At 55.3% G+C, this 14,166-nt stretch carries 13 protein-coding genes, 1 pseudogene and 1 riboswitch; of the genes and pseudogenes, 3 read left to right on the top strand and 11 right to left on the bottom strand.

Annotation, left to right across the window (positions count from 1 at the left end; translation table 11 throughout):
* The 4 genes and pseudogenes from QZ725_RS10555 to QZ725_RS10540 all read right to left on the bottom strand — a co-directional run.
* Positions 1–416: pseudogene (locus QZ725_RS10555) on the bottom strand (3-oxoacyl-ACP synthase); the annotation flags it as partial.
* The gene (gene plsX, locus QZ725_RS10550) at positions 413–1,501 is read right to left on the bottom strand and encodes a phosphate acyltransferase PlsX (protein WP_293779292.1); all 1,089 of its coding nucleotides are present in this window, start codon (positions 1,499–1,501) and stop codon (positions 413–415) included. The pseudogene QZ725_RS10555 and the gene plsX, both read right to left, overlap by 4 nt.
* A gap of 150 nt (positions 1,502–1,651) precedes the next feature.
* On the bottom strand, positions 1,652–1,834 hold the full coding sequence (gene rpmF, locus QZ725_RS10545) for a 50S ribosomal protein L32 (protein WP_188380116.1): 183 nt from the start codon (positions 1,832–1,834) through the stop codon (positions 1,652–1,654).
* A gap of 111 nt (positions 1,835–1,945) precedes the next feature.
* Positions 1,946–2,443: a YceD family protein gene (locus QZ725_RS10540; RefSeq protein ID WP_293779289.1), complete on the bottom strand. Its 498-nt coding sequence runs from the start codon at positions 2,441–2,443 to the stop codon at positions 1,946–1,948.
* 102 nt (positions 2,444–2,545) lie between these two features.
* Between QZ725_RS10540 and QZ725_RS10535 the strand changes: the two genes are divergently transcribed.
* Together QZ725_RS10535 and QZ725_RS10530 are read left to right on the top strand one after the other, a co-directional pair.
* Positions 2,546–3,154, top strand: coding sequence for a Maf-like protein (locus QZ725_RS10535; protein WP_293779287.1), 609 nt, complete (start codon positions 2,546–2,548; stop codon positions 3,152–3,154).
* 14 nt (positions 3,155–3,168) lie between these two features.
* Entirely contained in the window at positions 3,169–3,921 is a 753-nt protein-coding gene (locus QZ725_RS10530; RefSeq protein WP_293779285.1) for an SAM-dependent methyltransferase, read from the top strand.
* A 298-nt stretch (positions 3,922–4,219) separates the two neighbouring features.
* Here QZ725_RS10530 and QZ725_RS10525 read toward each other — a convergent pair whose 3' ends face one another.
* From QZ725_RS10525 to QZ725_RS10510, 4 genes are all read right to left on the bottom strand, one after another.
* Positions 4,220–5,215, bottom strand: coding sequence for a S49 family peptidase (locus QZ725_RS10525; RefSeq protein ID WP_293779283.1), 996 nt, complete (start codon positions 5,213–5,215; stop codon positions 4,220–4,222).
* Between the two features lie 28 nt (positions 5,216–5,243).
* Positions 5,244–5,618: a Rieske (2Fe-2S) protein gene (locus QZ725_RS10520; RefSeq protein ID WP_293779294.1), complete on the bottom strand. Its 375-nt coding sequence runs from the start codon at positions 5,616–5,618 to the stop codon at positions 5,244–5,246.
* Between the two features lies 1 nt (position 5,619).
* Positions 5,620–6,279, bottom strand: coding sequence for an HAD-IA family hydrolase (locus tag QZ725_RS10515; RefSeq protein WP_293779281.1), 660 nt, complete (start codon positions 6,277–6,279; stop codon positions 5,620–5,622).
* A 75-nt stretch (positions 6,280–6,354) separates the two neighbouring features.
* Complete coding sequence (locus QZ725_RS10510) at positions 6,355–7,368, bottom strand: RluA family pseudouridine synthase (RefSeq protein ID WP_293779279.1); 1,014 nt, start codon at positions 7,366–7,368, stop codon at positions 6,355–6,357.
* A gap of 677 nt (positions 7,369–8,045) precedes the next feature.
* On the opposite strand from QZ725_RS10510, the gene QZ725_RS10505 reads away from it, so the two are divergent.
* A complete protein-coding gene (locus QZ725_RS10505) occupies positions 8,046–10,922 on the top strand; it encodes an Rne/Rng family ribonuclease (protein WP_293779276.1) in 2,877 nt (958 codons plus the stop codon).
* A gap of 131 nt (positions 10,923–11,053) precedes the next feature.
* Here the strand turns inward: QZ725_RS10505 and QZ725_RS10500 are convergent, their stop codons facing one another.
* From QZ725_RS10500 to QZ725_RS10490, 3 genes are all read right to left on the bottom strand, one after another.
* Positions 11,054–11,551 (bottom strand): 6,7-dimethyl-8-ribityllumazine synthase, encoded by a 498-nt coding sequence (locus tag QZ725_RS10500; protein ID WP_293779274.1) that lies wholly within the window; start codon positions 11,549–11,551, stop codon positions 11,054–11,056.
* A gap of 92 nt (positions 11,552–11,643) precedes the next feature.
* Positions 11,644–11,811, bottom strand: a riboswitch (FMN riboswitch).
* 114 nt (positions 11,812–11,925) lie between these two features.
* On the bottom strand, positions 11,926–13,392 hold the full coding sequence (gene rmuC / locus QZ725_RS10495; protein ID WP_293779272.1) for a DNA recombination protein RmuC: 1,467 nt from the start codon (positions 13,390–13,392) through the stop codon (positions 11,926–11,928).
* Positions 13,393–13,521: 129 nt separating this feature from the next.
* Positions 13,522–13,935, bottom strand: coding sequence for a group II truncated hemoglobin (locus QZ725_RS10490; RefSeq protein WP_293779270.1), 414 nt, complete (start codon positions 13,933–13,935; stop codon positions 13,522–13,524).
* Between the last annotated feature and the right edge of the window lie 231 nt (positions 13,936–14,166).

Below are 14,166 nucleotides of genomic sequence, written 5' to 3'. Positions count from 1 at the left end.
CCGGATTTGATGAATTTGTCCGCCGTCGTCAATGCATAGACGAAGCCGCTGCACACTGCCTGCACATCAAGCGCGGGACAACCGTTATTGATGCCAAGCTTGCGCTGCACGACGCAAGCCGTGCTGGGGAAACCACCGAAGAAATCCGGTGTCGAGGTAGCCAGAATCACGAGGTCGATATCATTGGCCGACAGCTTGGCCATCTCCAGTGCCCTCTTGGCCGCTTCCACAGCCAGGTCACTCGATTGCACACCTTCGGCGGCATAGTGGCGCGCGGAAATGCCGCTGCGCGAAACGATCCACTCATCCGACGTCTCGACGCCTTTGGCGGCCAGTTGCGCTGCCAGATCCTGATTGGTTACACGATTGGGCGGCAAATAGCTGCCCGTGCCGATAATTTTGCTGTGAAGAGTCATGCAGTTTTCTGTTCTGTATTGTCTGTAGCGGCGATTTGATCTGCATCCGCTGCGACTTCGACTGGTGGCATGAAGTCGGCCATTTTGGTCGAAATACGCGCAAGCAGATCATTCTTCGCGGCGTCGAACGCGCGACGGATCGCCCATTGATAGCCATACGCATCGGCACCACCGTGGCTCTTGAATACCAGACCACGCAGCCCGAGCAGACTGCCGCCATTGTAGCTGGACGGATTCAGGCGCTGGGAAATCTTCTTCAATGCGCCGCGCGCAATGATGGCGCCGAGCATATTGAGCGGACCACTCTTAAGCTCAGTCGTCAGTACGCCCTTGACGAAACGACCGAGTCCTTCGGAAGCCTTGAGCGTCACATTGCCGACAAAGCCATCGCACACGACGATATCAGTCGTGCCTTTGAAAATGTCATCGCCTTCGACGTTACCGTAAAAATTGAGCGTGCCTTTTTCATGATCGGCACGCAGCAGCAAGGCTGTTTGCTTGACGAGGTCATTTCCCTTGATGTCTTCCTCGCCCACGTTCAGCAAGCCAACCGTCGGCTTGCCCTTGCCTTCCATGGCAGACACCAGCGCTGAGCCCATCAATGCAAACTGATGCAAATGCTGCGGCTCGCAATCGACATTGGCACCCAGATCAAGCATGTAGGTCGGACGACCTTTTTGATTCGGCAGCAAGCTGCAGATCGCAGGACGATCGACACCGGGAACTGTTTTAAGAAGGTAGCGGGAAATCGCCATCAAGGCACCGGTATTACCGGCAGAAACGCACGCATCCGCACGACCATCCTTGACAAGGCTGATCGCCACACGCATGGACGAGTCACGCTTGCGGCGCAAGGCTACTTCAAGCGTATCTTCCATCGTCACCACTTCTGTGGCATTCACGATGCTCAAACGAGGATGAGTGTCAGCCTTGAGTTTTTTCAACTCGGCAGCGAGTGCCGCCTCGGGACCGACGAGAATAAGCTCCGCTTCCGGCTCGCTCTCGGCGAATGCCAAGGCAGCGGGAATGGTAACCGCCGGGCCGTGATCGCCACCCATGCAGTCGATAGAAATTTTAATTGTCATCGGATTGATTCAGGGCGCAGTCCAGCCGCTGATTAAAGGGCCAGAAGTTCGGCTTGATCAAAATGACGCAATGCGCTGGATCAGCATATGAAAAAACGGCGCAAACTGGTCTAACCAACGCGCCGCTTTCTTCGCCTGAACGAGAATGGATTATTCGTCGTTTTTGGTTTTCAACACTTTACGGCCGCGGTAGAAGCCGTTAGGGCTGATGTGGTGACGCATATGCGTCTCACCCGTGGTTTGCTCGGTGCTCAGTTGTGGCGCGACCAAAAAGTCGTGCGAACGATGCATGCCGCGTTTGGACGGGGTTTTCTTGTTTTGTTGAACAGCCATGATGACTCCTAAACCTTAAGTTCGAAAATTCTAACATATTCGCTTTGCAAAACTGCTGCAAATCGACAATTCCTACTACCAGGCACCCGCATTTTGCAGACACCATGTGATTTACTGCTTCAGCCCCTTGAGCACATCAAATGGCGAAGGCTTGCGCACTTCCTCAAGTATTGATGCGGCATCACGATCCGGACATACCTCATGACGAGGTGAAGATGGCAGCGACAACAGTGCTTCGTCTTCGATCAGATCAGCTACCTTCGTGGATTTCTGAGCGACCACAACATCGATCGATTCATCATCCAGCAAGGCCTCGATCTCATCCGCTTCCGTATCGGATTGCGCAAACACCAGCACCTGCGCCGAATCGATCTGATGCTCGAACGGCTTCATGCAACGCTGACAGACCAAGGTGACACTTCCGGAAACCTTCATCGCCACGCGTGCATGCCCATACTGATTGACATCGCCACGCAAAGACCACGAAAGTACCGGATTTCCGTCAACCGCCTCTTCGGCAAGTCGCGGAAGTTCAGCCCCTGCCAACGCACCCTCGCGCTGCTCTGCGAGCCTGCAGAAATCAAAAACGTCGATGACAGAAGCGCTCATGACTGGCCGAACCCGGAAAACCTGCGATAATAACAGGCTTTTTCCTTACACGTCAAAGCGTTAGCGTGTTTTTATTGAGCGGTCATTCAAATAACTTCAAAAATGTCTTCTTCTGACACAAATCCGCGCCTGATTCTAGGCTCCAGCTCCGTGTATCGAAAAGAGTTGCTGTCACGCTTGCGACTGCCTTTTGAAACGATTTCCCCCGATATCGACGAAACACCTCTGGATGGTGAGACACCCGAAATCACGGCGATGCGACTTGCACAAGCCAAGGCGGAAGCCATCAGCGCCCGCGTGTCGAACGCCCTGATCATTGGCTCGGATCAGGTTGCCACGCTCGATGGCAGACAAATCGGCAAACCCGGCACGCATGACAATGCGCTGCAGCAACTACTCAGCATGCGTGGACGAATTGTCATTTTCCATACAGCGCTTTGCCTGCTCGACAATCGTTCGCAAGCCCAACATCGCGTGCAACAAGCCAACGTGCAAACGCGTGTGCATTTTCGCGACCTGCCTGAAGCCGAACTAGATGCCTACCTGCGCGCCGAGCAACCTTACGACTGCGCTGGCAGCGCGAAAAATGAAGGATTAGGCATTGCGATTCTGGAAAAAATTGAAACAGATGACCCTACTGCGCTTACCGGCCTACCACTTATCACACTGACAAGCATGCTACGCCATGCCAATGTGACTTTTTTCAACTGATCCGGACCAAAAACATGGCTGGCACGCTTTACCTTATTCCCAATACGCTCGGCCCTGCAGCAACGGACAATGCGAGCCCATTGGCGCACATCATTCCCGTCGAAGTACAAGCAATCACGGCGAGACTTGGCTATTTCGTCGCAGAAAACGCCAAAACCACACGTGCATTTCTGAAGCTGATCGATGTACAGGTTCCGCTTGCTCGTCCTTTGCAGGAAATCAAGATCGCAGAACTCAATGTCAATAGCGATCCGCAGACTTTGCCGACATTGCTCAAACCGATACTCGAAGGTAGCGATGGTGGCCTAATTTCCGAAGCCGGCGTACCCGCAGTGGCCGATCCCGGCGCAAACCTGGTGCGGTTGGCACATGCACAAGGCATCACCGTGAAACCGCTGGTAGGCCCATCATCCCTGCTGCTGGCCGTCATGGCCAGTGGCTTGAGCGGACAGAATTTCGCCTTCAATGGCTATTTGCCGGTCGATCCTGCGTCACGCATCAAACGCATCCGGCAATTGGAGGAGCGTGCGCGTCATGAAAAACAGACGCAGTTTTTTATTGAAACACCTTATCGCAATGCGGCTATGCTGGAGACATTGGCAACGACGTGCCAACCCAAAACGCTGATATGCGTGGCGACCGATCTCACGTTGCCAAACGAAAACATACAGACGAAAACGGCAAGCAAATGGAAAGCGGATCTGGCCGCAAATAAAGGGCCTGACTTGCAAAAGAAACCCACGGTGTTTTTGCTGCTGGCCGAATAGGCGAATCATCCGCCACGCATTCCGGAACAAAAAAGAAGAAAAAGCAGGCCAGAAAGTGCAAAGCGGCGATATTGCATCGCCGCTTTGCTTGCCTTCCAAGAAGGCATGTGGCAGGTCATCGACCTGTTTGCGTCACCTCGGTGAAACGACTGCAACCCAGTGTTGCGAGACCGTTTTTAACCACCTGTTTCAGGATGATGGTGACGGCTTCAATATAGTTCAGCGAGACCGGGATTCAAGGGCAGAAATAGAAATTATTCCTATCATTTGTCGCCGGTCCATCGCCTTTTACCAAATGCTATTTCAAGCTTGGTGTGGATAGCTCGGTCGTGGCAGTCTTGATCGCCGCAGCGCCAGCAGCAGCGCCAAACTTTCTCAAGACACGATCGGAAATCGCTTCACGCTGCGTATAGTCCACGATATTGGTCGACTTGAACTGGTCACGCGCGATACTTTCCACCGTGCCAAACCCGTCTGCCAAACCCATCTCCACCGATTTTGCTCCGGTCCAGACCAGGCCCGAGAAGGTTTCCGGAGTTTCCTTCAGACGTGCGCCACGCCCCTTGCGCACTACGTCGATGAACTGCTGATGAATTTCATTGAGCATATCCTGCGCATAAATCTTTTGCGTATCGGACTGCGGGCTGAAAGGATCCATGAAGGCCTTGTTCGAACCAGCCGTTAGCAAGCGACGTTCGACGCCGAATTTTTCCATCGCGCCAGTAAAACCGAAGCCATCCATCAGCACACCGATGGAACCAACAATGCTGGCCTTGTTGACGTAGATGCGATCTGCCGCTGCCGCAACGTAATAGCCACCCGATGCACAAATCTCGCCAACCACCACATACAAAGGCTTTTTTGGATTTTCTGCGCGCAAACGCATGATTTCATCGTTGATGATGCCTGCCTGAACAGGGCTGCCGCCAGGACTGTTAATCTGCAGAATCACACCAACCGATCCGGGATCGGCATAGGCTTTGGTCAGCGCAGAAATTACCGTTTCCGCATCCCCGGCCCCCTTAGCTTCAATGGTGCCGTCGATCTTCACAAGTGCCGTGTGAGGACCGACACTTTCCTTGCCGTCACTTGCCGTATTCACACCCGTCCAGATCGCAAAACCGACCAACGCCAAGGTAATCGTCTTGAAGAAAATTCCCCAACGGCGGCGTGCGCGCTGTTCCTTGATGGTGGCAAAAGCCAGCTTTTCCAGCACCTCACGCTCCCAGCCTTCCTTGCGCGGTGACGAAAAAACCGGGTTGGTCTGCTTGTCCTGATCGTAATCGTTACTCATGGTTGATACTCGAAAGTTACCGCCGTGCTCATGCACCTGCGGGTGTTACATAATCGTCCGGTTGCCAGAATATCTGTCCTGCTTCTTCACGAACACGCAGCGGTCGCAAACTGCGCCCTCGGCACGGGCCCAACTTGCAAAGCCCGGTTTCGGGCAGATATAAGGCACCATGCGTCGAGCAGGCCAGATAATCACCGCTCGACTCAAAAAAGATGCCCTCATTCCAATCCAGTTCGACCGGTACATGTGCGCAACGGTTGAGATAGGCATACACCTGCCCACGATACCGCACCACAAAACCCGTCGTTCGCTCGCCGCCGACGACTAGAGGAAAGCGGACGCCTTTTCCGCCCTCTTCCAGCAACACGCCATCGCAAACAGGAATCCAGTTCCCACCCATCATCTCACGCATTATGCGAAAGCCATGCATGCAGTTCGGCGACGGAATTGGCCGCATACAGCGGCGACAAAGTCCGCAGATCGTCAGGCGTATGCGCACCGTAATGTACGGCAACGCCCGACGCTCCCGCATTGCGCGCCAGCAGCAAATCATGCGTGGTATCGCCAATCATGACTGTGCGATGCATCTCTTGTCCGAGGTCTTTCGTAATTTCCTGCAACATCGCGGGATGCGGCTTGGAAAACGTCTCGTCCGCACAACGTGTCGCATCGAAAAATCGACGCAGACCTGAGACGTCCAATGCTCGATCCAGCCCTGCCCGGCTCTTGCCAGTGGCCACTGCGAGCAAATAACCTTGCCCCGTCAGGTCTTCGAGCATCTCCGGGACACCCGCGAACAAGGTCAGGCCGTGATCCTGCGTCAGGTAGTGATAACGGTAACGCTCCACGATTTGCGGATAGAAGCGAGGATCGACATCGGGAATAGCCGTTTCCATTGCGCTTTGCAAACTCAGGCCGATGACATGCGACGCGGCACGCTGATCCGGCACAGGCAGTCCCAGATCCCGGGCCGCCGCCTGAATACAATCCACGATCGTCGCCGTGCTATCCATTAAGGTGCCATCCCAATCGAAAACGATCAGATCGAATTGCTTTTTTGCCATGCGTGGCAGCTAACGCCGCCGCTCCTTTTTACTGAATAAGAGAATGTTCTGCGCTACCGGAAGCACATCGCGAAATCAAACCGTTTTCGTCAGGCTTTTGAGAAAACGTTCGCAATCAGGCGGTAACTTGGCGCGAATCGTCATTTGCTGCCCTGTCTCAGGATGCAGGAAGGTTATCTGGTGGGCATGCAAGAACATCCGCTTGAGCGCGGGACGGCCTTCTTCGGCTTTCTGCAAAAGGCGATTGAGTGCAAAATCGCCATACTTGTCATCGCCCACGATAGGAAAACCACTGGAAGCCAGATGGACGCGAATCTGGTGCGTACGGCCCGTCTTCAGCTCTGCCTCAAGCAAGGCAAATCCTTCGTAACGCTGAATCAGATTGAAGATCGTGTGCGAAGCCATGCCATCCGATTGCACGCGTACACGACGCTCCCCATCGGGCGTGGAATATTTGTGAAGTGACAACTTGACGTGCTGCCGATTGTTTTTCCAATCGCCCTGCACCAAGGTGAAATAGCGTTTATCCGGCTCGCCACCACGAATCTGCTCATGCAAATTCGTCAAGGCCGAACGCTTCTTGGCCAACAGCAATACGCCCGACGTTTCGCGATCCAAGCGATGTACGAGCTCGAGAAACTTGGCATCGGGACGTGCAGCACGCAACTGCTCGATCACGCCGTAACTGACGCCGGAACCGCCATGCACCGCAACACCCGCGGGCTTGTCGATGATCAGCAGATGGCTATCTTCGAACAGAATCGTGAATTCCGCACCTGGCACTGCCGATTGCGTTTTTTCTGCCATGCGGATGGGGGGAATGCGAACCGTATCACCAGCAGCCAGTCGATAGGTTTGATCTATACGACCTTTATTGACACGTACCTCACCCGAGCGCAGCACTCTATATATATGCGACTTGGGTACACCCTTGCACACGCGCAAGAGGAAATTATCGATGCGCTGGCCAGCTTCTTCCTCGGAAATCGTCACCAACTGCACCTGGACGGCTGGAGGCGGGACCTGCTCGGAACGGGGCTTGGGATCTTTCTGCAGCGGCTTCCCCGAAAATCTCGCTAAGTCCTTCATTTTGAATATATAATCGATTCGCGTCGGCAACTGGGTCGGCGCAAGTGTAAGAATAAAAAGCACATTCTACACAGGGGCTTATCCCTCAGCCTCGCCAATTTGCAAATTAGATGGAAAAGATGTGTATGCACCACCCCTCTGCGAGTCAGGGTTGCACCGTCGTTGCGATCGGATAACGCATTCGGGTGTTGGTCAAGAATGTCTGGATTGTTAGGATAAAGTCCGGCGAGCTCGTCGAAAACGATGAGCTCGCCGGCTGATGTAGGTTTACTGTGTTGTCGCTCTCCCGTGTCTGCCAGGCCCGATTCGGCTGGTTTGCGTTTGTATGCGTCGCGCTCGTTTGATTCGATGCGCACGATACAAGACGGCGTTGTACGCAACAGCCAATTGACTGCATCCGCGCCCGTTGTGACGGCAGCGTTTCGACGCTGAGCCTCACACATCAAGGCAATTTCCCTCCCCGGCCCTTCCTGCCTCGCGTACATCCCCTGTACCAAATTGCTGTTCGATAGGCGTTACGCCATCCATGTTGTCATGCATATCCGTTGCGGATTGTGCCAAGTTCCGACAAGCAGATTGTCGATGCACTTGAGCAAGATTTGCCGGCCATGTCTGGTTGTTATGGATGCCGTCATTCTGCGGACACATTAATGACCTACGGGTCGCGGAGCACAACCATGAAGCGCATGCTTTTTAACGCAACACAGCAGGAAGAACTGCGGGTTGCGATTGTCGATGGGCAAAAACTCATCGATATTGATATCGAAACCGCTGGACGCGAACAACGCAAGTCCAACATCTACAAGGGTGTCATCACCCGCATCGAACCTTCTCTCGAAGCCTGTTTCGTCAGCTATGGTGAAGATCGTCACGGTTTCCTTCCCTTTAAAGAAGTTGCCCGCTCCTACTTCAAGGAAGGCATCGACGTCCGTAACGCCAGCATCAAGGATGCCCTGCGCGAAGGCCAGGAAATCATGGTGCAGGTTGAAAAGGAAGAGCGCGGCAACAAAGGCGCCGCTCTGACCTCCTTCATTTCGCTGGCCGGCCGCTATCTGGTTCTGATGCCAAACAACCCGCGTGGTGGTGGCGTCTCGCGTCGTGTCGAAGGCGAAGATCGCCAGGAACTGCGCGAAACCATGGACAAGCTGGACTTGCCTCAAGGCATGTCCGTCATCGCCCGCACTGCCGGCATCGGCCGCAATGTCGATGAATTGCAGTGGGATCTGAATTACCTGATGCAACTATGGCGCGCCATTGAAGGTGCCGGCAAATCGGCTCCTGGCGCCTTCCTGATCTATCAGGAGTCGTCGCTGGTCATCCGCGCCATCCGCGATTACTTCCAGCCGGATATCGGCGAAATCCTGATCGACACCGACGACATCTACGAACAGGCACAGCAGTTCATGAGCCACGTGATGCCGGACATGGTGCATCGCGTCAAACGCTACCGCGACGACGTACCACTGTTCTCGCGCTTTCAGATCGAACATCAGATCGAAACCGCTTACGCACGCACCGTACCGTTGCCATCGGGCGGCGCGATTGTGATCGACCACACCGAAGCGCTGGTTTCGGTCGACGTCAACTCGGCGCGCGCCACGCGCGGTAGCGATATCGAAACCACGGCGTTCAACACCAACTGCGAAGCAGCCGATGAAGTGGCACGTCAGTTGCGCCTGCGCGATCTGGGCGGCCTGATCGTGATCGACTTCTTCGACATGGAGAACAGCAAGAACCAGCGTGAAGTCGAAACCCGCCTGAAAGAAGCGCTGCACCATGATCGCGCTCGTGTCCAGATGGGCAAGATTTCGCGCTTCGGCCTGATGGAACTGTCGCGCCAGCGTCTGCGTCCGTCGCTGTCCGAAGGCAGCCACGTGACCTGCCCACGTTGCAATGGTACCGGCCACATCCGCGATACCGAATCCTCCGCCCTGCAAGTCCTGCGTATCATCCAGGAAGAAGCGATGAAGGAAAATTCGGCAGCCATCCACGTGCAAACGCCGGTGGATGTCGCAGCATTCCTGCTCAACGAAAAGCGTGGCGAAGTCTTGAAGCTCGAAACGCGTCATCGCGTCTCGGTCATCCTGATTCCGAACAAGCATCTGGAAACACCGCACTACAAGCTCGAACGTATCAAGCACGACGATCCACGCCTCGAAGATGCGCAGGCCAGCTATGCCATGGCGGAGCAAGCCGATACCGATATCAGCTACGGCAAGCGCAGCAAGGATGAAGTCGCCAAGCCACGCCAGGAAGCGGTAGTCAAAGGCATCACGCCTGCTCAACCGGCACCGATCGTTGATCGCAAACCGGTCGAAGCTGCCCCACCTGCTGCTGCACCGCAGTCGCAAGGCTTCTTCCAGAAAATCATCGCTTTCTTTAGTGGCGCTCCGGCAGCACCTGCTGCGCCCGCACCTGTCGCCGAAGAAAAATCTGCACGCGCACCACGTGAACGTGGCGAACGCGGTGCCAATGGCAATGGTTCACGCAATCAACAACGCAATCGCGGTCGCGGTGGTCGTGGTGGACGCGAACGCGGCGAGGAGCGCGAAGAAGCGGCCGTAACCAAGCCCGCAGCGCCTGCGGCAGCAAGCACCGAAGTGCCAGTGCAACGCCAGCCACGTCAACCTCGCGAACCGCGTGAAGCACGTGAGCCACGTGAGCAACGCGAAGGCGGCAGTGAAAACCGTCGTGAGCGTGCACCACGTCAACCACGTGAAGAACGCAACAAGGAAGTCGTCGCCGAGGAACAAGTGATTGCTCCGGTGGCAGCCGCCGTTACCGCATTGGCTACAGCAACATCAGCACCGGAAGCAAACGAAACCGAAGCTGTGCTGCTGGACGTCAACGGTCAACCGCTGGAAGCCGCGAATGGCGATGAACAACCACGTCGTCGTCGTCGTCGCGGTGGCCGTAACCGTAATCGTCGTGATCGTGAAAACGGCGAAAATGCAGGTAACGAAACCGGCAATGAAGATGGCACGGAAGCGGAACAGTCCAATAACGCAGACAATGTTGCAGCAGTGATGGCTGAAGCCACTTCGGACAGCACTTCGGCATCCGTCGCCACACAGGAAGCGCATGAAGAAACAGCCCCTGTCAGCGTGCTCGACAGCCTGATCGCCGCACCGCAAGAAAAGCAACTGATTGAAAGCGAAACAGCGGCTCCTGCAGCAGTCGCTGCACCTGTCCCAGCCGAAAGTATCGTTGTAGCTGCCCCGGTCACGGAAACGCTGGTCACCGAAGCACCAACAACCGCGACTATCGCGCCTGCAGCCACGATGGCCGCAGAACCCGCAAAGGAAATCGTTGCTGCGCCTGTAGAAGTGACCAACGCCGCGGCACCGGTCGTCAATGGCAATGGTCATGCAACCGATCTGGATGCAGTACTGCGCGCGGCAGGTCTGGAGTTGGCTTCGACCAATCCTGAAAAGCTGCGTCTGGCACAGGAAGAAGCAGCCAAGATCGTGATCGCACCTCGCGTGCCACGTGAACGCAAACCGTTGCCTCCACTCTCGAGCGAACCGCTGGTACAAGTTGAGACACGCCAGTAAGCAACACATATAGCCTGATCGATTCAACGATCAGGCCCATAAAAAAGGGAGCCTTGGCTCCCTTTTTTAATTTGCATCGCCGCTGCGCTGATCAAATCATCATGATCACAGTGGCTGAAACCACTATTTCCTTAAGCAGCCAAATGTTGCTGCAGAACTTGGTCGATTTTCTCCAGGCGCGCCATCGTATCAGCGCACGCGTGTGCAGCTTCCTTGCCCTTCACCAGGAAATGCTGGAAGAAGAACTGCTGGTGATCGTCGTGTGAATGGAATTGATGTGGCGTCAGCACAGCTGAAATAACGGGCACTTCCGTTTCGAGTTGTACCTGCATCAAACCGCTGATGACCGCCTGTGCAACGAATTCGTGACGATACAAGCCGCCATCGACAACCAGCCCTGTACCGACGACCGCGCCATAAACACCACTGCGCGCCAGAATTTTTGCCTGCAAGGGAATTTCGAACGCGCCTGCTACTTCAAAGAAATCGATGGCGTTTTCGGCATAGCCACGCTTGCCCATCTCTTCAACAAACGCAATACGACATTGATCAACGATTTCCTTGTGCCAGCTTGATTGAATGAAGGCGACGCGACGTGCACGTGCTTGACGAGATACTGCCTGTTGCATGAATGAAGCTCCTGTTGCGGAAGAAAATAACAGGGGCGCTGGATCAAGCGGAAAACGCCATACCGACATCAAAGGATGCAGCATGGTGGAAATTCCGTTCTCTCTCATCCGGACTATGACCGTCGGCTCCGGGATCTCACCGGATCTGCTGACCCTGACCACATCTGTAACGACACAAAAGACATGACAGGCGCTCGCGGGCTCGATGCCAAGGCATCATTACCGCCGGTGGGGAATTGCACCCCGCCCCGAGAACAATCCGGTTGATGCACACATGCGTACACAATAACCAGAGGGCGAGAATCTAACATGAATTGGCAATGGCTGCCGACGATGACAAGAGTATGCGCGCTCGTGCAGATGCGCTGCCGTCATTACTCCTTGTCGTCGAAAAGATCACCTAATGCTTCGCCGCCGAGCAATTTCTGCGCAGCTTCGGTCGGCAATGCCTCGACGGATTTCAGCTTGCGCGACATCTGGCGTGTACGCGTTTCGGCCTGCTCGATATTCTTGGCGGCGCGTTCCAGCGTGGTCTTGGTTGCTGCGAGCACATCGCCGAACTTGCCAAATTCGGTCTTGACCGCACCCAGCACCTGCCACACTTCGGACGAGCGTTTTTCCAGCGCCAATGTGCGGAAACCCATTTGCAGGCTATTCAACAAAGCCGACAACGTCGATGGCCCGGCAATCGCCACGCGATGCGTGCGTTGCAAATCATCGCTCAAGCCAGGACGACGCATCACTTCTGCGTACAAGCCTTCTGTCGGCAGGAACAAAATGGCGAAATCTGTCGTCAGGGGTGGCGACAGGTATTTTTCCGCAATCTTTTTCGCTTCGCCACGAACCGCAACTTCCAGTTCGCGCCCTGCGGCAGTCACGCCATCGGCATCGGCACGCTCGGCCGCTTCCGCCAGACGTTCGTATTGCTCCTTGGGGAATTTCGCATCGATGGGCAGCCAGACTGGCACATTGCTATCGTCACTGCCCGGCAGCTTGACGGCAAACTCGACACGCGCGCCACTGCGTGGGATTGTCTCCACGTTCTTGGCGTACTGATCCGGTGTCAGCAATTGTTCGAGGAGCAGTTCCAGTTGCACTTCGCCCCAGGTGCCGCGCGTCTTGACGTTGGTCAGCACGCGCTTGAGATCGCCCACGCCGATCGCCAGTTGCTGCATCTCACCCAAGCCTTGATGCACTTTTTCCAGCCGATCGGACACCAGCTTGAAGGATTCGCCAAGCCGCTGCTCCAGCGTGGCATGCAGCTTTTCATCGACCGTCTTGCGCATCTCTTCAAGACGCGTACCGTTGTCGGTTTGCAGATCACGGATTTTTGCTTCAAGCGTCGCGCGTACTTCCGCCATGCGCTGTGCATTCGATTCGGTCAGTGTTGCCAGCGTCTGGTTCAAGGTGTCGCCAAAACGCTTGAGAGCAACCGCCTGCTCTTCACGACCCGTTTGCGCCTGTGACGAAATAGCCTGCCGCATAGCTTCCAGTTGCTGCGCATTGGCTTCGTTGAGTTTGGCGAGTTGCTGGGCGAAGCCGTCGATCTGGTTGTTCTGCAACGTGGCCACACCTGTCAGCTGGGCCGTCAGCGCCTGCTGGAACTGTGCAAAATTGCTGCCAAGCTCTTGCCGCGTTGCCTGTGCACTCGATTGCACCTGATCACGCAATTCACGTTCGATGCGATCGCTGCCCTGCTGCTGACTACGTTGCAATTCCGTCTGCAAGGCGGCCAATTGCGGTGCTTGATCAACCGTCTTGTTGCGCAACAAAAGCAGAATTTGCAGTACGACGGCGATGCCAAGCACGCCCAGGAGAATCAGAAATTGGAATTCGCTCATGGCGGAAAAAAGGAAGAGATGATCAAGAGGCGCATCTTGAAGAGGTGCGCGACGGATTTTGCCTTACCAGACAAGCACGCCCCGTAGCGGGCAAAGCAGCAGAAACGGGCTTTCAGCCGCCCGCCTCCATCAGTCCTGCTTGTTGCGCATCCAGTCAGCCGTTTCGGCAAAGGCATGACGCATGTGCGCTTGCAGCGACGGCACCATGCCAACATCATTCATTGCCATATCCATGCATTGCATCCATTGATCGCGTTCACTGTTACCGATCGCATACGGCAAATGGCGCGCACGCAGACGGGGATGACCAAAACGCTCAATGAACAGATTCGGGCCGCCAGTCCAGCCGGAAAGAAACCAGAACAGCTTGTCGCGCGACCCATCGAGCGAAGGGGGATGCATGGCGCGGATACCTGCGAATGCCGGTTCCAGATCCATCAGATCGTAAAAACGGTCTACCAGCGCACGCACGCCGGCTTCGCCATCGAGTAAGTCATACAGCCTGCGCTGCGGTTCCTGTGTTTGATCGTCTGTCGTACTCATAGCCTGCAATGATACCGTATCGGCCTCCTCTCTCGCACCTCTCAAGAGCAGCGCAAGCCTACTTGCAATAACAGCCTTGCAACGCCATTACGCTTCGCGAAGCGTCTGCAAGGGCGGCTGATTCAGTACATGCCGCAATCCGACCCAGCCGCCGATAAAGGCACAGGCCGCCCCCACGGCAATGCCGGCAATCCATACCACCGGACTGAACACCCAGGCGAAATCGAACAC

The sequence above is a fragment of the uncultured Oxalicibacterium sp. genome (assembly GCF_913776015.1).
In the GTDB taxonomy this organism is placed as follows: Bacteria; Pseudomonadota; Gammaproteobacteria; order Burkholderiales; family Burkholderiaceae_D; genus Oxalicibacterium.
Note: the sequence above shows the minus strand (reverse complement) of the source record. Positions and strands in the feature narration are given on the sequence as shown.

What these genes read in the sequence shown, in the direction of transcription:
- plsX (WP_293779292.1), bottom strand. Translation starts at nt 1,501, where the DNA reads ATGACAATTAAAATTTCTATCGACTGCATGGGTGGCGATCACGGCCCG.
- rpmF (WP_188380116.1), bottom strand. Translation starts at nt 1,834, where the DNA reads ATGGCTGTTCAACAAAACAAGAAAACCCCGTCCAAACGCGGCATGCAT.
- QZ725_RS10540 (WP_293779289.1), bottom strand. Translation starts at nt 2,443, where the DNA reads ATGAGCGCTTCTGTCATCGACGTTTTTGATTTCTGCAGGCTCGCAGAG.
- QZ725_RS10535 (WP_293779287.1), top strand. Translation starts at nt 2,546, where the DNA reads ATGTCTTCTTCTGACACAAATCCGCGCCTGATTCTAGGCTCCAGCTCC.
- QZ725_RS10530 (WP_293779285.1), top strand. Translation starts at nt 3,169, where the DNA reads ATGGCTGGCACGCTTTACCTTATTCCCAATACGCTCGGCCCTGCAGCA.
- QZ725_RS10525 (WP_293779283.1), bottom strand. Translation starts at nt 5,215, where the DNA reads ATGAGTAACGATTACGATCAGGACAAGCAGACCAACCCGGTTTTTTCG.
- QZ725_RS10520 (WP_293779294.1), bottom strand. Translation starts at nt 5,618, where the DNA reads ATGATGGGTGGGAACTGGATTCCTGTTTGCGATGGCGTGTTGCTGGAA.
- QZ725_RS10515 (WP_293779281.1), bottom strand. Translation starts at nt 6,279, where the DNA reads ATGGCAAAAAAGCAATTCGATCTGATCGTTTTCGATTGGGATGGCACC.
- QZ725_RS10510 (WP_293779279.1), bottom strand. Translation starts at nt 7,368, where the DNA reads ATGAAGGACTTAGCGAGATTTTCGGGGAAGCCGCTGCAGAAAGATCCC.
- QZ725_RS10505 (WP_293779276.1), top strand. Translation starts at nt 8,046, where the DNA reads ATGAAGCGCATGCTTTTTAACGCAACACAGCAGGAAGAACTGCGGGTT.
- QZ725_RS10500 (WP_293779274.1), bottom strand. Translation starts at nt 11,551, where the DNA reads ATGCAACAGGCAGTATCTCGTCAAGCACGTGCACGTCGCGTCGCCTTC.
- rmuC (WP_293779272.1), bottom strand. Translation starts at nt 13,392, where the DNA reads ATGAGCGAATTCCAATTTCTGATTCTCCTGGGCGTGCTTGGCATCGCC.
- QZ725_RS10490 (WP_293779270.1), bottom strand. Translation starts at nt 13,935, where the DNA reads ATGAGTACGACAGACGATCAAACACAGGAACCGCAGCGCAGGCTGTAT.